Consider the following 23,440-nt stretch of genomic DNA (forward strand, 5'->3'; position numbering starts at 1 on the left):
AAATCTGTTAGAATATGTAAGTTAAATTGTGCTTTAAAAAGCAAATGAAGTTTTGGAGGTTTTTCTTCTTATGGCAAACATTTTTGAAGAACGAATTGCAAGTGTTAATGATTTCCCGAATAAGGGAATTGTCTTTCGGGATATTACTCCTATTTTGCAGGATGGTGAATTATTCCAGATGGCTACACATAAGCTTGCAGAATATGCTAAGAGCAGAAAGGCAGATGTAATTGTCGGTCCTGAAGCTCGAGGATTTATTGTGGGATGTCCTGTTGCCACTGAATTAGGCTTAGGTTTTGTTCCCGCAAGAAAGCCGCATAAGTTGCCAAGAGAAGTAGAACGGGCCTCATACGATTTGGAATATGGCTCTAACAGCTTGGAAATGCATAAAGATGCAATTAAACCAGGACAGCGAGTAGTTATCTGTGATGATCTACTTGCAACTGCTGGAACATTGCGTGCTTGCAAACAATTAATTGAGAATTTGGGTGGTATCTTAGTAGGTGCCGCATTTTACATTGAATTGCCTGATTTAAAGGGTAAAGAAAAGTTACCAGGACTTGATATTTATTCACTAGTCCAATATCATGGTGCTTAATTTAAAATAGTTTTCTTTAGTACTTAAAGAAAACTATTTTTTTATTAGCGTTATTAAAACAAATATTTTTACATACTTAATTTGTGTCGGTATAATAGATCGTATATTTTTTAAAAAGGAGAAGTGAATAACTTGCAATTAAGAAGAGCAACAATGGCTGATTTTGACCAAATTATGACGATTTTGAAGGATGGCGCTAATCAATTAGCGGAAAGTGGTGTCAATCAGTGGCAAGGTGAATATCCATCACCGGACCAAATTAAGGAAGACATTGAGAATGGTTGGGCATACTTAGCTGTTTCTGATGATAAAGAAACAGTTGGCGCAATTTCAATTGTTACCGGACCCGATCATGCGTATGACAACTTAAATGGTGAATGGTTAATGCAAACAGATAATTATGTAGTTATTCACCGGGTTGCAATTCATTCTAAGCATGCTGGTCACGGTTATGCTACCAAACTTCTGCGTGCCGTAATTGAAAATATTAGAGATAGTCATCCTGAAGTTGACTCAATTAGAATTGATACCCACGAAGATAATCAAGCAATGCAGCATTTAATTAACAAAATGGGTTTTAAGCAAGTTGGAACCTTATACGGTGTTTACCGGGCCAACGAAACTTCCTACGTTTACGAATTAACTCGTTAAAGATAGTACTCCTAGATTTAGGAGTATTTTTTTGCAAAAAAATAGAACTTTCATTTACAAAAGTTCTATTTAGATAATTATTTGTTCTTCATAATTGGTTGATAGACTAGGTCAACGATAATAGCTGCTACTAGTGCAATGGCGAATGTAATCAACAAGTTAGTCCAACTAATCTTGGTCATTGCAATTCCAAATAGTGCCAGGATAATTGTTAAAATCACATCACCAATTTGAGTTAAGCCAACGGCCTTAGATGGATAATCTTGCCAGAAGAACCGTTTAGTTCTGGTAATTAACAAGATAAACATCGCACTCAGTACTAAGTAAACGTAAACCATTGTTGAAACTGTACCATGACTAAAGCCATGAGTGTTTAAGTAGCCGACGGCGAGGATACCGATTACTGTCCAGCCAAAGGCAAGTGAGAAAGCAATTTTAGCTAATTTAGCAATATTCCAATTCTCAGGCTGATAAGTGATGTGTGTCCGGTCGGTTCCAATCATCATGGTTACCATGTTATTCATAATTGTGTAAATAACCATGGCGTTTAAGGCCATGGGAATATAGTTGAAGAACAGGTAACCAAATGTCAGCAGCATTGTTAACTCGGCTGTTCTTGCTAATTTGGTTAATGACCACGTAGTCATTCTTTGGTAAACGCGGTGACCCGCATCCAAAATTTTGACAATTGAGCTCAAGCCATCGGTCAATAATACCATTTTACCAGAACGCTTAGCGACGTCAGCGGCATTGGACACGGCAATGCCGACCTCAGCCTGTTTTAGAGCAGGTGAGTCATTAACACCATCACCGGTCATACCTACGATATAACCCTTCTTTTGGAAGAATTTAACCATTCTTAGTTTATCTTCTGGTAGAACATCCGCAATTCCCGCTAACTGATTAATATCAGTATTTTCGTCAAAATTATGAATTGAAATCACGTCACCGGTTAAGTCAACTTGCTTAGCAACTGCTAAAGCTGTTTTTTGATTGTCACCAGTTAACATAATCGGACGTACGCCACGCTTTTTTAATTCAGCTAAGGCAGCTTTAGAATCTGCACGAACCTTATCCTGCAGAATGAAGACACCAGCTAGTTGATCATTAATAAGCAGGGCGCAGGAACGACCGGCTCCAAAGTCAATTTCTTTTACTTTGTCATTGGCGGTTTTATCAATTAATGAAAGTTGTTTGAATGAACCTAATTTGACGTTGTAGCCATCGATGTTAGCCATTGAGTAGCCAGTATCAGAAGTGAAGGGGGTAAAATCAGCACTTGTTTTAATTGTTATACCTTGCTCAGTAGCATATTCGTCAATCGCGGCATCAATAATTTTTTTATTACGCTGGTCAGTTGCTGCTGTGGCTAATTCAAGTACTAACTTGTTATCAAGCTCACTGAAATTAGTCCATTGAGTCACTGCTGTCTTATTCTCGGTAATTGTGCCTGTCTTATCTAGTAAAATCAGGTTCAAGTTAGCAGCATCCTGAATACCAGTTAAATCAGCAGTCAGAACGCCTTCCTTGCTCAATCTAGTTGCTTCAAATGAGTTAGATAAAGCAAAAGTTGATGGCATAGCCACTGGAATTGAAGCAATGAACATCATTGCTAAGAATGGCAGCATGTTAACCAGATTGTTAAGGTCGCCACCTTTAAAGAAGGAAGCGATAATAATAATTAGCGTTAGAAAACCATCGAGTAAGCAAAGATAATAAATAATTTTGGTCAATAGTTGTTGCAAGTGTCCAGGAGCTGCAGAATTATTAATTAAATTAATGGTTTTACCTGAACGAGAGTGGGAACCAGTTGCAGTTACAACTGCTAACCCAGCCCCTTCAACAACAGTAGTTCCAGCAAAGGCTGTGTCGTTAACATTCTTATGAACAGTCTTTGCTTCACCAGTAATTGAACTTTCATCAGTTGCGAGTTGACCATCAACAAGTTTGACATCAGCTGCTAACACATCACCTGGCTGCAAATTAATCAGATCGCCAGGGACAAGATACTTAGAATCAATATTTTGCCATTGATTATCGCGCTGAACGGAAACAGTTGGCGTTAACTTGTGAGAGATATTGTTTAACACACGGCGTGAACGCTTCTTTTGCGTAGCACCGTTCCATGCCGCAAATAGTAACATTAGCAGTACAAATAATGATTGGATCCATTTACCCAAAATGCATTCTAAGAGCAGAGCTGCTTCCAGAATCCAAGCAGACAGATTCCATAATTTAGATAAAAATTCTTTGAAAAAGTTGAATTTTGGTTCAGGAACCTCATTTAAGCCTTTCTCTTTAAGCAGTTTATCTGCTTCGGCTTGACTTAAGCCGGTAATTTTTTCAGACATAATTTGCCTTCCTTTGATTAAGTTATACCTTATCTAAAGTAGCACAGTTGCACCTTTTTTACTAGGAAATAAAAGCATAGCCACTTGATAATATTAATGATCATTTTAAAAATCAGCTGGGGGGAATAAATGTCAGTTAACTAGGCAATGAGAACCAGATAAGCTGAACATGATTTTTTAACTTGTGCTCAGCTTATCTGCGAACATCAATAATGAATGAATTAAGATCGCCGCGATACTTGGCAATCATTACCTATGTTGAAATATAACATGAAGCAAGACGGTTGGTATATGCCTGATAATTATCCACAAATACCATTAACTTTTTCAATTGTTGCTTGTAAATAAATTGAATTTTTAAAATAACTAATATAAACAAAAAATTTAACCAACTGTTTAAGTATGAAATTTAGAGAAACAATTAAATCATTTACGCATTTGAGCTCAATGAGTTACGAAAAGTTGCAGGGTCATGCATAGGCATATTCATATTTACCATTTGCTCGCAAATATTATAAAATGACTCTGAAAAAAGCGTCGCCTTTTGGAGCGACACTCAATGTTTTATAATACTGAACCACAAACTGGACAGCTAATTAACGGAATTGTTGCATCACTCGAGGAACAAATTGCTCTTGGCAATGATGTTTCTGAAGAAATGCCTGTAACTATTAAAGCAACTTTGATGGGACCGCTAGCTGGTATTGGGGATTCAATTATCCAAGGTATTATTGTTCCTATTCTCTTATCTATTGGTATGAGTTTAGCTAAAGGTGGTAGTCCAATTAGGCCATTGTTCTATATCATTGCTTACGGCATTATTGGACCAACGATTTCATACATTGTGTTTCATAGTGGTTATTGTTTAGGTGTTGGAGCAATTGATACCATCGTGGGTGAAAACTCTAAACGAATCACTGATGCCTTTAATATTTTGGGTGTAATGGTTATGGGAGCTTTAGCGGCTAATACCATTGTCCTGAAGACAATTGCTAAAATACCTCAAGGTGGTAAATCAGCTCCATTGCAAGGCGTTTTGGATGGGATTTTCCCAGGATTATTGCCTCTAGCTATGGTTATTCTTGGCTGGTGGCTTGTTTCGAGCAAACAAATGACGGCAACCAAAGTTATCATTATTATGGTAGTAATCGTTACTTTAGGCTGCTTAGTAGGATTATTTTAGAGCAAAAACATAATAAAAGAGGTTTGTTCATAGTATGCTTCTGAAATAATGCTTTAATATAACATATTTAATTGCACAAAAATAGTGAGCGTAAAGCTCACTATTTTTTGTGCTTTTTTAATTCATTAACTTAGGATATTATTTGCCAAATAGTTGATTATGAGAACCTGTGTCTACTAAATATAAAATCAGTTCATTGTCTTTAAGTTGATAAGCTAATAACCAATCAGGCTCAATGTGAAGTTCTCGAATACCTATCCATTTGCCTTTAAGCTCATGATCGTGGTACTTACTTGGCAAATTATGCGAAACAATTAAATTGATTACTTCAAATAGCTTATTAATATCTTTACCTTGCTTGACAGCTCTTTTAAGTGAGTGCTTAAAAGTCCGTGACTGTTTAATCTTGTACATTTTTAAGAGTATCTTTTTTCCAATCAGCTATTGAATCAAAAGTTTCTACATTACCCGACTTGATTTCATCCATAGCTCTATCTAATTCACTGGTAACTCTAGGTTGAAAAGGTAATTGACGGTCATCAACAGACCTTTTAAGAAACATGGTAATTGCTGAACTCAAGGTTAAGCCCATATCTTTAAAGACTGCATCTGCTTCTTTTTTAAGTTTAGTATCTATCTTTACATTTAAATTGGTTTTATTAGCTACTTTGGTTGGCATAGAAACCTCCTTATTAATTAGATTTGTTTTTATTATATCTGATTATATTCTTTTTTAAAGCAATATAAAGAAAAAAGGATTAAAAAGTCTTGATTAAGTAATAACTTTACTAACTTAATTAATTTTGAAAATAAATTAAGTTAATGATCTGACTTAACAGTGTGATGCATATAAATATCTTAATTTTGGAGTGAACTAATGAATTATACTATTGAAAGTATATTTTGTTCTGTATCGTTATTGATTTATCACAGTTATAATTGAAAGCGTATTCAAGATAAAAAGAAAGAAGGCGATCATATCAACGATAAAGAAGTAAAAATTGTTAAGCAAATATTAATTGATGGAGTAACGCACTATGAAAATATTGAACATAATATTGGTGTGTCTAGGGGAACAATTAATAAGTATCTTAAAGAAATTGCTGACGAGGTTGAAAAATATCATGTCAAATTGATTAGAAAACGAAGTTACGGAATTTATTTTGAAGGCGATACTGATTATCTTTTTTCTTCTTTACAAAAGGGTAACTTGATATCTAGTCAGGAAAATCCAAAAGAAATAAGATTAGGAATTATTTCTGAATTGCTAACAGACGAGCAGCCTATAACCATTCAAGAGTTGTCTGATAAATATTATGTTAGTAGAACAACAATTGAACTTTATCTTAAGGAAGTTAAAAGTTGGTTTAACCAACAAGGTGCAAGCTTAAAAAGTGGTGAGCATGGAATTTTTATTCAAGCTTCTGAAAGTACCAAGCGAAAGCTAATGACTTTGCTTTTAGGATTTTATTGGGGTGATAACCTAAGTATTAATGGTCAAGTTAATTCAGAAATGGTGATCAATGTACCTAAAGAGTTGAAGTCAATTTTTGATCAAGCTATTTTTTCTGGAGTTGGACAGACACTTACTCAATTTCAAAAAAATAGTTTGATAACTTTGAATGACTATCAATTTCAATCTTTAGAAATTCATCTAGTGATTGCTATTCAGAGAATTAAAAATGGTGAAATTATTCAACAAAATGATAATTTTACAGCTCATTCTATGTCTCCAAATACTCAGATTTTAACTAGGCTTTTGGAAGAAAAGTTTCAATTGATAATACCTGAGGCTGAACAAAGATACATCAATATTCATATCTTAGCAGCTGAGCCTAACAGTCGGAAATATTCCAATTTAAAAAATAATGTAACAGATTCTCAAAATAATGTTATTGATAGCTTTTTACGTAACAAGTTGTCAAGCTACGATGAAACTCTAATTAACAATCTGACTCTACACTTAATTCCTGCACTGCACCGCTTTACATTAGGATTAAGTATTAAGAATCCATATAAAGATAGCATCAAAAGAAATTTTGCTTATGTTTATAACAAAGCAGTGGATTTAAGTATAGAGATAGAAAAATTCTTTTCAGTTCATGTTAATGATGATGAAATTGCATATATTGCTCTGCATTTAGAAAGTTATATTGAAAGACGTGAACAAAATAACAAGGTAATTGCAGTTATTGCTTGTAGTACAGGCTTGGGAACGGCTCGACTTCTCAAACAGAGAATAGAAAAATATTTTCCTGACACAATCAAAATTAATCGTGTAGTTTCAATATCGGAGCTGATGAATACACCTGTTACAGAAGATTTGGTCATTAGTACAGTTGATATAAATATAGCTCACAAAAAAGTTGTATTTGTACCACCATTTTTAGATGAACAATCAAAAGGAAAGATCCAGCAAGTAATTGATAATTTAACTAAGTTTAAAAAAGACGAGAATGAATTTATGAAGTTAGTTAGACCAGAATTAATTATGATTGATCATCAACATATTAAACGTAACCAAGCAATTCATAAAATTTGTGATGTATTACAAAAGCAAGACTATGTATTTCCTGGAATTGAAAAAGCAGCGATTAAGCGAGAAGAGCTTGCTAGTACAAAAATGGAACTTGTTGCAATGCCACATGCCCCTATTAAGTATGTTAAGTCTTCTTGTATTGCTATTTATATTAATTCGAGTGGTGTTGATTGGGGCGAAGGCAAAGTTAATCTTGTCTTTTTCATGGCAATGAACAAAAGCGTAAAAAGTTCAATTAACGAAATTTATAGCTACTTTAATGCAATTTTGGAGGATAAAAAGATGTTGCGTAAATTGAGTCGGTTAACAAAAGAAACAGATGTTATTACTACGATAGGAGATGAAGAGATTGACTAAAAAAGAGACGAGTTTTATTTCAAAAGGCAACATTGTCATTGGTTTAGATGCTTCTTCTAAGGAGGATGCAATAACTAAATTAGCGGCCGTCATGGAAGAGAACGGCATTGTAAGTGATGCAACTAAATTTAAGGACGATGTTCTGTATCGAGAAAGCTTGACGACAACAGGCATCGGCAATAATATTGCTATTCCTCATGGAAAAAGTGAAACAGTTAATGTGGCTTCGCTAGTGTTTGCTAAAACAACCAAGCCACTTGAGTGGAATTCACTTGATGGCAGTAAGGTATCAATTATTTTCTTAATGGCTGCACGTGATAAGGATAGCGGAAAAGAGCATTTGAAGATGCTAGCAACAGTTGCCGGAAAGTTAATGGATGATGATTTTGTTGCCCAAATTAAGGCAGAAAATGATCCAGATAAATTAGTAAATATTTTTAAGAAATTAGAAGATTAGGAGAAATTATTATGAGTAAATTTGTAGCAGTAACAGCATGTATCGCCGGAGTAGCCCACACTTATATGGCAGCACAAAACTTGAAGAAGTATGCCAAGAAAAACGGTGATCAGATTAAAGTTGAGACGCAAGGCGCAATGGGTTTTGAAAATAAGCTAACCGCAAAGGATATCGCGGAAGCTGATGCTGTGATTTTTGCAGTTGACACTAACGTTCGCGAGCAAGACCGTTTTGAAGGTAAAAAAATTCTTAAGATGGGTACTTCTGAAGTAGTAAAAGATGGCAGTAAGGCAATTGCTAAAGCTCATGAGCTACTTGGTGATTAATTGAAATTTTTTTAGAAAGGTGAGTTTGTTTTATGGATAAGGTAAAACAATTCTTTAAAGAATTAGTCGATCACTTCCAAACAGGAGTTTCGTACATGATTCCTCTTGTTTCGGCATCTGGATTAATCGTTTCGATTGCTGTTGTCGGTGGTGGTAATGGCGTATGGAACCAAACAAGCAATATTTGGGGTATTTTACGGATGATTGGTCAACAAGGTTTGGGCTTTATTCCAGTCATGATTGCTGCGTATATTTCATATTCGATTGCTGATCGACCAGGATTAGCACCAGCCTTTATTGTTGGACTAGTTGCTAATAAGTTGGGCATGGGCTTTATTGGTGGAATGGTTGTTGGTGTTTTAATTGGTTATCTTGTTTATTGGCTTAAAAAGTTGCCAATGCCAATGAGTCTGATTTCATTAAAGTCAATTTTTGTTATTCCTTTAGCCTCTGTACTAATTGGTGGTTTGGTAATTTTCTACGTCTTTAGTGATCCTGTTAGAGCAATGCAAAATGGCTTAACTTCATGGTTAGCAAGTATCAGTGGTTCTAACAAAGTCTTAGTTGCTGCAATTATCGGTGCGATGATGGCAACAGATATGGGTGGACCAATCAACAAGGTTGCTTATACGTTTAGTATGGCTTCATATACTTCTGGTGGTTACGCAATTAGTACTGCATGCTTTATTGCTATTGGTATTCCTCCTCTAATCATGGCGTTAGCTAGTTTTATTGGTAAAAAGTATTACAGTCAAGATGAAAAAGAAAACTCAACCACTGCTTTGATCATGGGTATTATTGCTACTACTGAAGGCGCAATTCCTTTTGCTGTTTCTGATCCAATAGCCGTAATTCCAAGTTGTATGATTGGTTCAGGATTAGCTAGTGCACTGAATGCATTCTTTGGTACAACACAAAAGACAGCTTTATCTACATTTATGGCAGCACCATTTGATTCAAATATTTTATTATACTGCTTATCAATTGTGGTTGGTGTAGTTGTTGGAGCATTACTATGTAATTTACTTAAAAAATTAATGCATCGAGATAAAAAAGTTGCCGCAGAGGCAGCTGCTTAATTATAGGAGAGAAAAATGTATAAAGTATTTTATAAACCTGAAAAAGATAAGTGGATGGGTGACATCATGCCTTTTGGCAAAGATGGTAAATTTTATTTGTATCACCAACGTGATCCCCGTAAGCCAGGACCATTGACTGATAATGATGAACCGTTTGGTTGGTCACTGTCAACCACAACAGATTTTGTTAATTATGAAGATCATGGTGATGCAATTCCTGCTGGAGATGCAGAAGATCCTGCGCAATGGATTTATGCGGGTTCTGTTTTTGAAGCTCAAGGGAAAATTCAGGCCTTTTATACTGGTTATAATAAGAAAGCTGAACAAGAAGGTCGTGCGTCGCAAGTTTTGCTTCATGGAATTAGTACAGACTATGAGCATTTTCAAAAAAATGTTGACAAATTATTACTGCCTGCTCAAAAAGGTTATGATAAAACAGATTGGCGTGATCCATGGGTCATTTGGGATAGTGATAAACAAGAGTACCTATTAATTTTGGGAACTAGATTAGCAGGTCCTAAATCTAAATTAACAGGGCGAATTGTTTCATTTACATCAAAAGATTTGAAGAATTGGGATTTTAAAGGCGATTTCTATGCTCCTAATTTATATACGGGTCTTGAAATGCCTGATTTATTTAAGATGGGTGATTGGTGGTACTTACTATATACTGAGTATAGTGAGCAAAGTAAAACTCGTTACCGCATGAGTAAGAACATTAATGGTCCTTGGATTAAACCTAGAGATGATGCCTTTGATGGTCGTGCCTATTATGCTGCAAGAACTGCTTTTGATGGTCAAAGACGAGTGCTATTTGGCTGGGTACCAACTCGTGAAAAGGGTCAGGGCGATATGGTCAACTGGGAATGGGGCGGTACCTATGTACCATTAGAACTTGTTCAAAGAGAAGATGGTACACTTGCTACTAAACTCCCAGATGAATTAACTGAACAGTTTACTACTAAAACTAAAATTTCTGATTTTACACTTGAAAATTCAGCTGGTAGAACCGAAAAAGTTATTGCTCATGATGTAGGCCGTCATTTTGTTTTAGATATGGACGTTGAATGTTCGGATAAAGCAAGTGATGTCGCAGTAAGATTGTTTAAGAATCTTAAAACAGATGAATCTTACCAATATTTATTAACTAAAGATGATCAGCGGCTGATTTTTGATAAGAGCCCAGAGTGGCCATGGTTCCAAATGATGAATAAAGGTCTGGATAGACCACTTCCAGAGACTAATTTTAAGAAAATGCATATCAAGCTAATGGTAGATAACGACATTTTTATCTTGGTAGCCAATGGCATTAGTTTGATTGCACGTGGTTATCAAAAATTTGGTGATAACCTAGCTGTTGCCGCTGCTAATGGTAAAGTTGAATTTAAGAATATTGAGTTAAGAAAGTAAGCTAATGGCAGAAAAGATTAAATCCCTAGTCTTTTTTGATATGGATGGTACTTTATTATCTAGCAAAACTACAATTTTACCAGAGGTTAGTCAGGCCGTACGTCAATTAAAAGCCAATGGCAATATTCCAGTAATTTGCACTGGTCGTGCTGCATTTGAAGTACGGCATTTCATGAAAGAATGTCAAATTGATTCGCTAATTGCGACTAATGGTCAATATGGTGAGTTTAATGGTCAAGTAGCATATAACTTAACGATTCCCGGTACTATTTGTCAAAAAGTATTAGCATATGCGCAAAGCAGAAATGATATTATCGGCTTTTATAATTATAAACAGATTGCATTATCCGATGATCAGCCACTTTCACGTAAATTTTATCAAAATATTTCATCACCATTTCCACAAGTTAAACCTGATTTTTATCAAAATAATCCGGTTAACCAAATTTTGGTAATTGCTCATCATGCAGATACTGAATATGGCAAACTCTTTCCTGAACTACGTTTTATGATTACTGGTCCGCAATCAATTGACACAGTTTTACAAAATAATTCTAAAGGTCAAGGAATTTTAAGATTATTAAAACAAGAGCATCTTTCTGTGCCAACCTATGCCTTTGGTGATGGTAACAATGATTTGACAATGTTTGACGTTGTTGATTGCGGAATTGCAATGGCTAATGGTAATCAAGCAATTAAAGATGCAGCTACCTATGTTACAGATACAAATGATAACTTAGGGATTGTTAAAGCTTTAGAGAAATTACGACTAATTTAAAAAGGAGGTATATTAATGAGCATATTTAAAGGCGTTTCGCACGTTGGCATTCCAACTAATGATTTTGCTAAAAGTGTTAGAGACTATAAAAAAATTGGTTTTGAGCTGATCAATCAAGAAGACAATAATGGTAGCCAAACTGGATTTTTTCAATTGGGTAACCTGATGCTTGAAGTTTGGGAAACGGTAGCTAATCCAGTAAATGGCGCAATTAACCACTATGCTTTGGATACAGATGATGTTATTGCAGCATTTGCACAAATTAAAGCAGCTGGCTTTAAGCTAATTGATCAACAAATTATGCACTTACCTTTTTGGGAACATGGTATTAGTTATTTTAACTTTTATGGTCCGAATCACGAGGTAATCGAAGTTTGTCAAAGAAATAAGAAGTAAAGAAAATGTTATTAGGTTCAATTGAAGCTGGCGGTACTAAATTTGTTTGTGCTGTTGGCAATGAAAGCTATCAAATCAAAGATTCAGTTAGAATACCAACGACAACACCAAAAGAAACTTTGCAAAAAGTTGCAGATTATTTTAAACAGTTTGCAATTAAAGCAATTGGTATTGCTTCGTTTGGACCAATTGAGATTCGTAAGCAAGCAAATAATTACGGTTATATTACTGATACTCCTAAAAAAGGATGGCAAAATACTAATTTTGTTGGCTTTTTAAAAGAACAAATTAATGTGCCAATATTTTTCACTACTGATGTTAATGGCTCGGCTTATGGAGAATATGTGATGTCACTTTTATCAAACGAAGATATTGATTCACTTATTTATTACACTATTGGTACTGGAGTTGGCGGTGGTGCGTTAATCAATGGACATTTAATTGGGTCGCAAGGGCATCCTGAGATGGGACATGTTTTATTAAAGCGTCACCCTGATGATTTAGATTTTACAGGTGTTTGTCCATTTCATCATGATTGTTTAGAAGGTTTGGTCTCAGGACCTACTTTTGAAGCAAGACTACACAAACTTGGAGCACAAGTCCCACTTGATAATCATGTTTGGGATATTATGAGCTATTACATTGCTCAAGCAGCTTTGCAGGTTACGTTGATTTTACGACCTGATAAAATTGTTTTTGGCGGCGGCGTTGTTAGTGAAGATTTTTTAAAGAAAGTTAGACGTGATTTTAGTAAAATGCTGAATAATTACGTTAATGTTCCACAGGTTGACAAGTATATTGTGATGCCAGCAATTGCTGATAATGGTTCAGCAACAGTTGGTAACTTTGCCTTAGCAAAAAATTTATTAAAACAATAGAGTAAAAAGGGATGTTTAATTATCAGTTATTAATTAAGCATTCCTTTTTTAAATGGAGGAAATGATGGTTAAAGCTTATTTAGTAAATCATACTCACTGGGATCGTGAATGGTATTTCTCAATTATGGATGAGCAGGTTTTAGGAGAACAGCTCTTTACAGAGGTCTTAGATGAGTTAGAAAAAAACCATGAAGCCAATTTTTGTTTAGATGGCCAAGTGTCAATTGTTGATGAATATGTGGCAATTCATCCTGAGGCAAAACAAAGAATTAATAAATTAGTTGATGAAGGTCGCTTATTTGTCGGACCGTGGTATACCCAAACAGATGCATTAATGCCGCAAGCAGAATCTATTATTCGTAATTTAGTAATTGGAATTAAAGATACACAAAAGAATTATGGCAGGCCAATGATGGTAGGTTATTTACCAGATTCATTTGGTTTTAATGCACAAATGCCAACCCTTTTACATCAGGTAGGAATTGATAGCTTTGTATTTTGGCGAGGTACTAATTTTAAGAGGCAGACAAACTCTGTTTATTTTAGGTGGCGTGGTTTAAGTGGTAAGGAAGTGATAGCACTTAATTTTCCATTTGGCTACTTTACAGGTCAGATTACGCCAGAAGCTAAGAAAAAGCTGAATGAATTTGTGACGCAAAGGTATGACCCAGCTGTTAAGTTTGAAGCTGAACATGGCAATCACGAAGATGTCTTGGTACCATCAGGAATTGATCAGATGAATATTGTAAAAAATATGGCACAGACGGTTTTAGCGCTTAATGCAAAAAGTAATTATCATACTAAAATCAGTTCATATCCAGAGTTTGTAGCTTTAATGAGAAAAAAGAAAGCAGCCTTACCTGATTATCAAGGAGAATTAAGATTACCGACTTATTCACGAGTTCATCGGTCAATTGGTTCAGTACGTAGTAAATTTAAACGTGCTAATTTTAAACTAGAACAAAAGCTTTTAACTCGGGTTGAACCATTATGTGTTATTGGTAAAAAGGTTGGTATAAATATTGGTAATGGTTTATTAGAAAAAGCATGGCAAAAACTATTAAAATGTCAGCCACACGATTCTTTAGGTGGTAGTGTTTCTGAAAGTGCTGCGAAAGACATTTGGCACCGTTATAAAGAAGTAAATGAGTTGACTGATGGTATTGAAAACATGATTAAAAAGAAGATAGCTCAATATCTGAAATTAACAGCTTATCAGGTTCTGATTTTTAATACTGACCCACACCGCTTTTCTGGGTATAAAGAAATTGAGATTGTGGTACCAACAAAGAATATTCAGCTAGAAGGTATGGTTGATAATGAAATTATTAGTGAAAAATACATTGCGCCAAGAAAACATATTTTAATGCAAACGCCTCATGGTGAAGATTATACTGATGAGCCGGGATATTATAAACTCAAAATTAAAGGACGAGTTGATTTACCAGGATTAGGTTATAAAGTAATAAAAATTCATAACACAGATAAAGCACTGGCAGAAATAACATCTTCACAAATTAAAAGTAGCGGTGAAATTTCATTTAAAAAGCAAAAGCTGCAATTTGTTAATGGTCAAATTAATTTGTTAACGCCAAAGAAAAAGTATATGAATATTATTTCTTTGGTTGATCAGCCAAATGATGGTGATACTTATGACTTTTCACCATATCGTGATTTTACTGAACAAAGATTACCTTTAGAAAATGTGGCAATCAGGCACAGTTTACACCATGACGTGATGATAATTAGAGGCAGTGCTAGTTTACCATTAAATTTAAATGATTATGATGTAGATAAGCCCCACTATGGTAAGCTTGACTATATTCTCAATTTTACTTTTAATAATTTAGGACAAATTTGTGCAAAATTGGTATTAAACAACCATGTTAATTCTCATCGTTTAAGACTACGCTTTAATCCTCTAATTAATACGCAGGAGGTTAGAGCACAAATTCAAGCTGGATACATAACAACTACAAATCATAAGATTGCTAAAGATTGGAATAAAGAATTTGTTGAAAAACCAGTCAATCTTTATAATTTCACAAAATCAGTAACTTTAAGAGAAAATGGTCGTCATTTTACCTTTTGGGGAGCTGGCCAAAAAGAATATGAATATCGAAACAATCAGTTATTCATAACTTTAATGGCAACAACAGGTGAACTAGGTAAACCTAACTTAACTTGGCGCCCAGGTCGTGCTTCTGGTGATACAACAAGTCAGGGGCATATTATGATGCCAACTTTATCAGCACAAGAATTGGGTCGTAATGAATTTGAATTTTGCTTTGGTTTGTTTGATACTGATTTTAATGAAAGTCAAAATAATCAGCTAACAGCTTCTTGGTTGGCAGCAAACATTTCTTATCAAGCACAAACATTGAATATGTTTATTAATCGACTTGATAATAAGATTTGGTCTACTGAAAATAATCCTCAAATTGATGATCAATTAGAATTAATAAATTTGCCTGAAAAAATTAGAGTTGCAGCAATTTACCCAGCTCTTTCTGAAGAAAGAAGTTATGTTATCCGGTTAGAAAATTTAACTAATCGGCCGATTTCGATCCCAGAAGTATTGTTAAAAAAGGGCAAAATTGTTAATGCATTAGAAAATGCGATTGATGAACGAAAAATTGGGCCATATGATCTAATTTCGGTGATCTTACCGCTAGAATGAATGATTAAATGAAATATATACTTTTGCTAATTCCAGTTTTTGGGTGGGGAGCAATTCCTCTGTTAACGTCAGGCGTAAAAAATAGTAGTGTTTGCAATCAAATTATTGGCACAGGATTGGGAACCTTAATTCCAGCTTTATTTTCATGGCTAATTTTTAAACCGGAGTTTGATGTCGGAACCTTTTGGTTGGCAGTTATTGCTGGTGTATTGTGGGCGGTTGGCCAACTAGGCCAATACGTCAGTTTTAAAAGGGTAGGAATTTCAACGGCAATGCCGATTTTAACTTCTTTTCAGTTGATTGGGGTACCAATAGTTGGAACAATTATTTTTGGTGAATGGCCTGATTTAACTAGTAAAGTATTTGGTGTAATTGGTATTATCTTATTGATATTTGGGGTTATTTGTACTTTACAAATGTCTAGCCGGACAAATAATAGTGATCGTAAAAATGATTTGTTAAGGGTAGTTATTATTTTGGCAATCACAACTTGGGGTTATGTTATTTCAGATTCGATTCCTAAAGCAATGACTGGTTCTGTCTTCTTGATTTTTTTGGACAAGCCGTCGGTATTGCTCTAGGAGCTGCTATTTATACTATTTTTTGTGGGCAATTTAGTGCTTTTAAACAAGTTAAAAGCTATCAGACAATACCTGGAGGTATATCATATGGAATTGCAGAGTTAAGTTATATTATTTCTGTTCAGCAGAATGGTATTAACCTTTCATTTATTATTTCTCAGCTGTGTGTTGTTGTAGCTATTATTGGTGGGATTATCTTTTTGCATGAACATAAGACACCAAAAGAGACAATCTATATAGCTATTGGGCTTGCTTTAATTATTGGTGGTGCAATACTAACAACTTTTTGAGATTAAAGTAAAAATTGTGTGGCTAATTCTGGTTGGTTATAAAGTATAATAGCTAAAAATGTATTTTAATTTAATTGCACAAAGAACAGTGGGCTTTCAGTTCATTGTTCTTTTATTTTCTAGTATTTATTAATTCAAGATACTATTTACAAATTAGTTAGTTGTGAGGCAGCTACTAAGTATTTAAGCAAGCCTAAATTTTTGGGACAGATAGTCTAAATTAGTTACTTGTGATATTATTAGCATAATAAGCGTAAGCGATTACATATAAGAGGTTAAAATTATGAAATACACAAAAAATATTGCATGGGATGCAACGTATGATGTTGTTGTCTTAGGATTTGGTGGAGCTGGAGCAACTGCTGCTCGTTTTGCTGCAGATAATGGCGCTAATGTATTACTAGTTGATGCTGCACCAGAAGGTCATGAAGGCGGGAACACCCGTTACTCAGCACAGTTAATTGGTACAAGTAATGACTTTGCTAAGACCAAAAAGTACTATCAAAAATTAACAGCACCAATGGCACTCGATGAAGAGATGGTTGACACCTTTGTTAAAGGCATAGCAAAAATGCCGGAATATGTTAATAAGTATTTAGGTGTAAAGCCATGCAGTGTTCGGGAATATTTACCTCAAACTCGGAGTGCATACGAAGAGTATCCCGAATATGAAGGTGTAGAATCTTACGACTTTACAACGGTTCATGAGCAATGGTTTGATGCTGCTTTATGGCAAAACTTAAAGCAACAAGTGGTTAAGCGTCAAGATAAAATTACTGTTCTTTATAACACACCGGCTAAAGAGTTGATTCAAGAACCTGATACGGAAGCTATTGCTGGTGTAGTCATCGAACGCAAGCATCAATTACTTAGAATTCAAGCTAAAAACGGAGCTGTAATGGCAACAGGTGGTTTTGAAGATAACCAGCAAATGTTGGAAGACTTTTTAGGAGCCAAAAATTTAGCACCATTAGGCACGCTTTATAATACAGGCGCAGGAATTACTATGACGCAAGCTGTTGGTGCAGATATGTGGCACATGGCAAATTATGAGTCATTGGGCTTACTTCACGGCATGGCTTTTGCCATTAAACGTGGTGAGCGTGGACGTTTGATGCTGGGTGCACAAAATGAATTAGTATCTAAAGGTAGCGTATTTGTTGTTGGCGACGATGGAACAAGATATTTCAACGAAAATGAAGCTAATCGTCATGGTCACATCAAGAATCATGGTCAATGGAAAGTCCCACTAAATCAAGAACATCCTTATTTAATATTTGACGAAACTAAGAAAAAAGAATTGGATGAGGATGAAATTATTGGTAGCTATGAACCGTATACAAAGCATGTAATTACTGCAAATTCAGTTTCAGAATTGGCTGATAAGATTGGCGTTGAGCCAACTGTTTTACAAATAACACTGGATACATATAATGATGCTGCCCAAAAGCAAAACGATGCAGAATTTCATCGTGACCCATCAAGTATGCTTGCATTTTCAGGAACAAAAATTTATGCGGTTCAGTTAGAACAAACCGTACTTAATACTCAAGGTGGTCCAAGAAGAAACTCTCGTGCAGAAATTTTAGATACAAAAGGACAAGCAATTCCACATCTATATTCTGCTGGTGAACTAGGCGGAATATGTGCTAATCAATATCAAGGTGGCGGTAATTTAGCTGAATGCCTGATTTTTGGTAAAATTGCTGGTGAAAATGCTGCCAAACCTAAGTCTGAGAGTACGCAAGCTATTGCTTTTGATAAGCAAACTGTAAACGTTAAAGACTTGCTTAAATCTGATATTCAACAAGAAGAATTCCCAACAGCAGCTAACCAATATATTGGTAAGTCAAATCTAGGCATGGGCGATGAGATTGTTGTCCGGGTTACAACATCAAATGGAAAAGATTTGGAGAACATTGAAGTCTTGAAGCAAGCCGAATCAGATGATTACGGTTTGAAAGCAATCAAAGAATTACCACAAAAAATGGTTCAAGAAGATTCTGTTGATGTTGATGCCGTTTCAGGCGCTTCAAACACAAGTCGCGGCTTAAAAGATGCCGTTAAAGATGCATTAAGTAAGGCTAAATAAGTAGAAGGGTAAAATATTAGCACAGAAGATAGTCAGTAGTTTTTTTACAAAAAAATAGATCAAGATATTTCCAAAAGGAATTCTTGATCTATATTTTTGTGTCTAAGAAATTAATTTTTCATAGACATTTTTAAACTATATATACTAGTCTTCGTCGACATTGTCTGGGAAGAAGGCAAGACGCTCACCATCACCGAGTTCTTCTTCGATTTCAAGCAAACGGTTGTACTTTTCAACACGTTCTGAACGAGCTGGAGCACCAGTCTTCAATTGACCACCGTTAACGGCAACGGCAAAGTCAGCGATGAAGGTGTCGCCAGTTTCACCTGAACGGTGAGAAATCATGGTGTTGTAACCATTCTTACGTGAAAGACGAATAGTTTCCAAAGTTTCAGTTACAGTACCAATTTGGTTCAACTTGATTAATGAAGCATTACCAGCACCTTCCTTGATAGCCTTAGTTAAAAGCTTAGGGTTAGTACAAATAAAGTCATCCAAAACAATTTGAATTCTATCCTTGTGAGTTTCAGTAAACTTAATCATACCGTCAACGTCGTTTTCGTCGTATGGGTCTTCGATTGAGATTAATTCTGGGAATTCACCAAGCAACTTGTCGTAGTAATCTGACAATTCTTGATCGTCAAGAACTTTACCTTCAAAGTGGTACTTATTGTCTTCCTTATTGTAGAAGTATGAAGCAGCACAGTCACAAGCAATGGCAATATCTTCGCCTGGTTTGTAGCCAGCCTTGATAATTGCTTCGTGCAAAGCCTTCAAAGCTTCTTCTGAACTCTTCATGTTAGGAGCAAAACCACCTTCGTCGCCGAGACCAGTTTCGTAACCCATGTCTTCAAGAACTTTCTTCAAAGTGTGGTAAGTGTTAACAATTTTTTCAAAACCATCACGGAATGAAGTCTTCTTAACTGGAGTAATCATGAATTCTTGAACATCGATACCGTTATCAGCGTGTTCACCACCGTTAATAACGTTATGGAAAGTTTGTGGCATTTCAAGATCAGTTCCGCCAAGGTATCTGTAAAGTGGTTGGTGACTATCTTTGGCAGCAGCAGCGGCAGTAGCCATTGAGACACCCAAGATAGCATTAGCACCAAGTTTAGCCTTGTTTGGAGTACCATCTAATTCGATCATAACGCGATCAATGTTTGCTTGGTCGTGAGGATCTAAGCCCTTTAAGGCCTTAGCAATTTTAGTGTTAACATTGTTGACAGCCTTAGAAACACCTTTACCGCCAACACGCTTACCACCGTCACGCAATTCAACGGCTTCGTTTTCACCAGTTGAAGCACCTGATGGAACTTCAGCCTTGCCTACGATACCATTTGAAAGGGTAACAAAAGCCTCAACAGTTGGGTTACCACGTGAATCATAGATTTCCAGTGCATGAACATTTTCAATGACTGATTTTAACATCTAAAAACCTCCTAAATAATAAATGTTGTACAACTTTTGTGTACATACATTAATTGGAGCGAGGGCTCCATATCTACATGACAAATTTTAGCCTAAGTTTGTGATTCTGTAAACATTTGAAAGCGATTTCTTGGATTAAAAATTTTTCATCGCTTTTTTGGCAATTTTGCTTTATTATTTATCTATACAATTTAATTCATAAATGATTTTGTATTTAATTAAGGATGTATCAAATAAATGGAAGAAGTAAAATTAATAATTGATTCTAGCGCTAATGAAAATACTGATCAAACACTTCAGGTAGTGCCGCTAACAATGACCATTGCTGGTCAGGATTTTGTTGATAACGAGCAACTTGATGTCGATCAGTTAATCACTGAGATGGCGAAGAACACAGAAGCAGGTAAGACATCTTGTCCCAGCATTAATGAATGGCTTGAAGCATTAGAGGGCAGCAAGCGAGCAATCTTAATGACAATTACTAGCGGCCTTAGTGGGAGCTTTTCTTCGGCATTTCAAGCAAAAGAAATGTATGAAAAGAAGTATCCTGACAGTCATGTAATTGTTGTCGATACACGTTCTGCTGGTCCAGAAATGTCGGTTATTTTAAATAAAATTAAGAAAATGGTTACGGGTAAATCGCGGTTTGTTGATTTAGAGCAAAAAATTCACGATTACAAAACACATACCCATTTGTTATTCATTTTGCAATCATTGCATAATTTATCTCTTAATGGTCGGGTTAGTCCTGCTGTTGCCAAAGTTGCGCATATGTTAAAGATTGACCTCGTTGGTACTGCCAGTGATGAGGGTAAATTAGAGCCACTGGCAAAAGTTCGGGGGATGAAGCGGGCTTTAAAAGAAGTTATTAAGCGGATGACTGATATGAAATATCAGGGCGGTCAAGTTATTATTGACCACTGCAAGAATGAAAAGGACGCTAAAACACTTAAAGAAAAAATTATGGAGCTGTACCCACAAGCCCAAGTAATTATTCGCTCAATGAAAGGTCTATGTACCTTTTACGCTGAAGAGGGCGGATTAATGATTGGCTTTGAAGATTTATAAAGTAAAAAAAGACAAGTTTCGGTTTGAAACTTGTCTTTTTAAATGATAGCCAATAGTATCTGCTGTGAAATTGTAAAACAGAATATTGCTAAGCTAGCTGCCCCAATAATGTCAGAAGGATAATGTGCCCTAAGGCTTAAACGCGAAATAACAACCATTAACCAGATTATGCCTAGAGCGATGATTAGCCAGTTAGTGAGTTCATTGCCGAAAACCTGCAAGATAATTAATACCATACAGGTTGCTCCTAAAACATGACCACTGGGAAAACTGTAACCATCTTCTAGATCAGAATGCTCGATTGGTCGTTTGCGGTGTACCCATCGCTTTAACAAGATGCCAGCAATATCAGTAAAGCCCAACGTAGCAATTACCCAAAGGGCAGTGATATTTCGTTCTTCATTAATGAGAAAACTGGCAAGTAAAATGTCCCAGACGACCATTAATTTGGGATCATTGATAAAAGCAATTATTTGCCAGCTGAAGCCATCATGATTTCTGACTAACTTATGGTGCAGCCAGTGATCAAAGAGGTTAAAGCGACGTGAATTGCGAATATTAACAATGAGAATTAGCAGAATAAAAGCGGACAACGCCGCCAGCCAAATACTTGTTTGCATATGTAAAATCACTACCTAGAAATACTTACTTAAAGTTATTTTAACAGGATTTTTAGACCGGCATGTACCGTTTAAAACTGGTCTTGAGCAAAACTTAAGAAATCAAGGCTTCTTGTAACTATTTTGTAATAATGGAAGATTATGTTTTAGCAGTAAAAACTAATTTTAATTTCTAATATTCGACTGAATTGCATTTTACACAATAAGCAAATAAGGCGTAAGCTGGGCTTACAAGGTGGCGACATAAATTGATTATTAAAAAAATGCCAACAGCATTAGAGTGGGCTGATTTGATTAAAGGTATTCCCACCGAAAAAGTTGATATAGATAAAAAAGGACACTACGATGCGAAAAAATCACCTGACTTTCATGATTGGATGATTAATGGCTAAATGCAGCCGAGGGAGTTATACATTGCTAATGTACCTTTTGGTGAGCATATTAGCAGTAAAGTTGCTACCAGCATTGGTATTAGTTGTTAAGCAAAAATATGTAACAGTGTTTAAAATTACTAGCCAGTACGAAAACAAGTCAGATAAGATTAAGAAATTATATTATCCGATTAAGTTGTGGCAAGAAGCAAGACTTAAAAAGCAATCTTACGTTGATATTCATAAGAATACAGGTTTATATAGATACTAGTCATGTTGGAATTGAAACGTTACTGCCAAGCAAATATAATAATTATTAATCATGTCTGCTTATGATTTTGGCGTGTGTCATCACTACTCATTTTTAAGTATTCTTCACTGCCATTGTGCTTTTGTATATAGGCTTTTTTATTCTTCATAATCTTCAGTTAAATTATCGTTTAAAATTCTTTTCAAATAAATATTGAATTTAGTAGCGTCTGAAAATCCTGTTAGCAAAATGCGTTTGCCAGATTGGCGAAATAGTTCCGTTCCGTCACTATAAGGGTTAACACTTACTATTCCTGATAAGACCAATGCTTTGGTTCCTTGGTTATTAACTAAAAAAATTCTCTTATTAGTGAGATATAGGGCACCATTGAAAATAGGAGTAATTTCGCTATACTTTTCAGTTCTAGCTGAAATTGAACCTAAACGATAATTTAATCCTTTAGCAATATGGACTGTTGCAGTAGGACCACCATAATTAATACGTCTAGAATGAATGCGATCTTCACTCCAAATGATTATTTCATCTATTGATAAATAGCAAAATTCATTTTTTCGTAAAATTAGTCCATTAACTTTACAAGCGTACTGCGTTAAATCCTCATTTTGCCAAATCATGATATTACGCTGACGCTCTTCTTCCGCTTGTTGTTGTTGGATTCTTAATTCTTCAGCCTTTTTAGCTTTTTCGATTCGCTTCTGCTCTCTTTTTTCTTTAATTTTATCCAAAAACCCTACTTTAACTTTTGTCTGTTCTATTTGTTGAGTTTGTCTATTCTCATCTGTAATATTTTTGTCTGTTTTGGATATATCTTGTGCTGGAGTAGCAGTATCAATTTTAGCATTTGTAGATACTTTTTTATTTGTATTTCCAATAATAAGCAAAGCAATGCAAATACAAATAACAAATTTCTCCCAGATGCTTGTTGAAGCATCAAATAGTACATTCAAGCAAGAAAAAATTAATAACCAAATCCAGAATCTTTTATACCACGGTTTTGTTTCTTTTTTATGTTTCATTTTTACTTCTCTTTTTG

At 35.3% G+C, this 23,440-nt stretch carries 21 protein-coding genes and 3 pseudogenes; 18 read left to right on the forward strand and 6 right to left on the reverse strand.

Annotation, left to right across the window (positions count from 1 at the left end; all coding sequences use genetic code 11):
• Positions 1–70 precede the first annotated feature (70 nt).
• Entirely contained in the window at positions 71–598 is a 528-nt protein-coding gene (locus PT281_RS04315; protein WP_277152389.1) for an adenine phosphoribosyltransferase, read from the forward strand.
• Between the two features lie 132 nt (positions 599–730).
• A complete protein-coding gene (locus PT281_RS04320) occupies positions 731–1,249 on the forward strand; it encodes a GNAT family N-acetyltransferase (protein WP_277152390.1) in 519 nt (172 codons plus the stop codon).
• 77 nt (positions 1,250–1,326) lie between these two features.
• On the opposite strand, the gene PT281_RS04325 is transcribed toward PT281_RS04320, so the two are convergent.
• On the reverse strand, positions 1,327–3,600 hold the full coding sequence (locus PT281_RS04325; RefSeq protein WP_277152392.1) for an HAD-IC family P-type ATPase: 2,274 nt from the start codon (positions 3,598–3,600) through the stop codon (positions 1,327–1,329).
• 240 nt (positions 3,601–3,840) lie between these two features.
• Here PT281_RS04325 and PT281_RS04330 point away from each other — a divergent pair.
• Positions 3,841–3,948: pseudogene (locus PT281_RS04330) on the forward strand (class I SAM-dependent methyltransferase); the annotation flags it as partial.
• 54 nt (positions 3,949–4,002) lie between these two features.
• Positions 4,003–4,783 (forward strand): annotated as a pseudogene (locus PT281_RS04335) (PTS system mannose/fructose/sorbose family transporter subunit IID).
• 138 nt (positions 4,784–4,921) lie between these two features.
• On the opposite strand, the gene PT281_RS04340 reads toward PT281_RS04335, so the two are convergent.
• Both PT281_RS04340 and PT281_RS04345 read right to left on the reverse strand, forming a co-directional pair.
• A complete protein-coding gene (locus PT281_RS04340) occupies positions 4,922–5,197 on the reverse strand; it encodes a type II toxin-antitoxin system YafQ family toxin (RefSeq protein ID WP_277152393.1) in 276 nt (91 codons plus the stop codon).
• Positions 5,184–5,462 (reverse strand): type II toxin-antitoxin system RelB/DinJ family antitoxin, encoded by a 279-nt coding sequence (locus PT281_RS04345; RefSeq protein ID WP_277152395.1) that lies wholly within the window; start codon positions 5,460–5,462, stop codon positions 5,184–5,186. Before PT281_RS04345 ends, PT281_RS04340 begins: the two co-directional genes overlap by 14 nt.
• A gap of 453 nt (positions 5,463–5,915) precedes the next feature.
• Between PT281_RS04345 and PT281_RS04350 the strand changes: the two genes are divergently transcribed.
• From PT281_RS04350 to PT281_RS04400, 11 genes and pseudogenes are all read left to right on the forward strand, one after another.
• The gene (locus PT281_RS04350; RefSeq protein ID WP_277152397.1) at positions 5,916–7,679 is read left to right on the forward strand and encodes a PRD domain-containing protein; all 1,764 of its coding nucleotides are present in this window, start codon (positions 5,916–5,918) and stop codon (positions 7,677–7,679) included.
• A complete protein-coding gene (locus tag PT281_RS04355; RefSeq protein WP_277152399.1) occupies positions 7,672–8,136 on the forward strand; it encodes a PTS sugar transporter subunit IIA in 465 nt (154 codons plus the stop codon). Before PT281_RS04350 ends, PT281_RS04355 begins: the two co-directional genes overlap by 8 nt.
• A gap of 11 nt (positions 8,137–8,147) precedes the next feature.
• Positions 8,148–8,462 carry a PTS fructose transporter subunit IIB gene (locus PT281_RS04360; protein ID WP_277152401.1) on the forward strand — a complete coding sequence of 105 codons (315 nt, stop codon included), beginning with the start codon at positions 8,148–8,150 and terminating at the stop codon, positions 8,460–8,462.
• Positions 8,463–8,494: 32 nt separating this feature from the next.
• Entirely contained in the window at positions 8,495–9,541 is a 1,047-nt protein-coding gene (locus tag PT281_RS04365; RefSeq protein WP_277152403.1) for a PTS fructose transporter subunit IIC, read from the forward strand.
• 15 nt (positions 9,542–9,556) lie between these two features.
• Complete coding sequence (locus tag PT281_RS04370; protein WP_277152405.1) at positions 9,557–10,951, forward strand: glycosyl hydrolase family 32; 1,395 nt, start codon at positions 9,557–9,559, stop codon at positions 10,949–10,951.
• Between the two features lie 4 nt (positions 10,952–10,955).
• Positions 10,956–11,729 carry a Cof-type HAD-IIB family hydrolase gene (locus PT281_RS04375; protein WP_277152407.1) on the forward strand — a complete coding sequence of 258 codons (774 nt, stop codon included), beginning with the start codon at positions 10,956–10,958 and terminating at the stop codon, positions 11,727–11,729.
• A gap of 15 nt (positions 11,730–11,744) precedes the next feature.
• Complete coding sequence (locus PT281_RS04380) at positions 11,745–12,125, forward strand: VOC family protein (protein WP_277152409.1); 381 nt, start codon at positions 11,745–11,747, stop codon at positions 12,123–12,125.
• Between the two features lie 5 nt (positions 12,126–12,130).
• Positions 12,131–13,003, forward strand: coding sequence for a fructokinase ScrK (scrK, locus tag PT281_RS04385; RefSeq protein WP_277152411.1), 873 nt, complete (start codon positions 12,131–12,133; stop codon positions 13,001–13,003).
• Positions 13,004–13,067: 64 nt separating this feature from the next.
• Positions 13,068–15,683 carry a glycoside hydrolase family 38 C-terminal domain-containing protein gene (locus PT281_RS04390; protein ID WP_277152413.1) on the forward strand — a complete coding sequence of 872 codons (2,616 nt, stop codon included), beginning with the start codon at positions 13,068–13,070 and terminating at the stop codon, positions 15,681–15,683.
• An 8-nt stretch (positions 15,684–15,691) separates the two neighbouring features.
• A pseudogene (locus PT281_RS04395) lies at positions 15,692–16,554 on the forward strand (GRP family sugar transporter).
• Positions 16,555–16,837: 283 nt separating this feature from the next.
• Complete coding sequence (locus PT281_RS04400) at positions 16,838–18,646, forward strand: FAD-binding protein (RefSeq protein ID WP_277152414.1); 1,809 nt, start codon at positions 16,838–16,840, stop codon at positions 18,644–18,646.
• A gap of 144 nt (positions 18,647–18,790) precedes the next feature.
• On the opposite strand, the gene eno is transcribed toward PT281_RS04400, so the two are convergent.
• The gene (eno, locus tag PT281_RS04405) at positions 18,791–20,077 is read right to left on the reverse strand and encodes a phosphopyruvate hydratase (protein ID WP_277129537.1); all 1,287 of its coding nucleotides are present in this window, start codon (positions 20,075–20,077) and stop codon (positions 18,791–18,793) included.
• Between the two features lie 237 nt (positions 20,078–20,314).
• Between eno and PT281_RS04410 the strand changes: the two genes are divergently transcribed.
• Positions 20,315–21,145 (forward strand): DegV family protein, encoded by an 831-nt coding sequence (locus PT281_RS04410; RefSeq protein ID WP_277152416.1) that lies wholly within the window; start codon positions 20,315–20,317, stop codon positions 21,143–21,145.
• A 38-nt stretch (positions 21,146–21,183) separates the two neighbouring features.
• On the opposite strand, the gene PT281_RS04415 is transcribed toward PT281_RS04410, so the two are convergent.
• A complete protein-coding gene (locus tag PT281_RS04415; protein WP_277152418.1) occupies positions 21,184–21,765 on the reverse strand; it encodes a phosphatase PAP2 family protein in 582 nt (193 codons plus the stop codon).
• 248 nt (positions 21,766–22,013) lie between these two features.
• Between PT281_RS04415 and PT281_RS04420 the strand changes: the two genes are divergently transcribed.
• The gene (locus PT281_RS04420) at positions 22,014–22,157 is read left to right on the forward strand and encodes an AbrB family transcriptional regulator (RefSeq protein WP_277152420.1); all 144 of its coding nucleotides are present in this window, start codon (positions 22,014–22,016) and stop codon (positions 22,155–22,157) included.
• 40 nt (positions 22,158–22,197) lie between these two features.
• Entirely contained in the window at positions 22,198–22,407 is a 210-nt protein-coding gene (locus PT281_RS04425) for a hypothetical protein (protein ID WP_277152422.1), read from the forward strand.
• 137 nt (positions 22,408–22,544) lie between these two features.
• Here the strand turns inward: PT281_RS04425 and PT281_RS04430 are convergent, their stop codons facing one another.
• Positions 22,545–23,423 carry a hypothetical protein gene (locus PT281_RS04430; protein WP_277152423.1) on the reverse strand — a complete coding sequence of 293 codons (879 nt, stop codon included), beginning with the start codon at positions 23,421–23,423 and terminating at the stop codon, positions 22,545–22,547.
• Positions 23,424–23,440: the final 17 nt, after the last annotated feature.

Origin of the sequence: Lactobacillus sp. ESL0701 (assembly GCF_029433445.1) — a bacterium.
Classification (GTDB): domain Bacteria; phylum Bacillota; class Bacilli; order Lactobacillales; family Lactobacillaceae; genus Lactobacillus.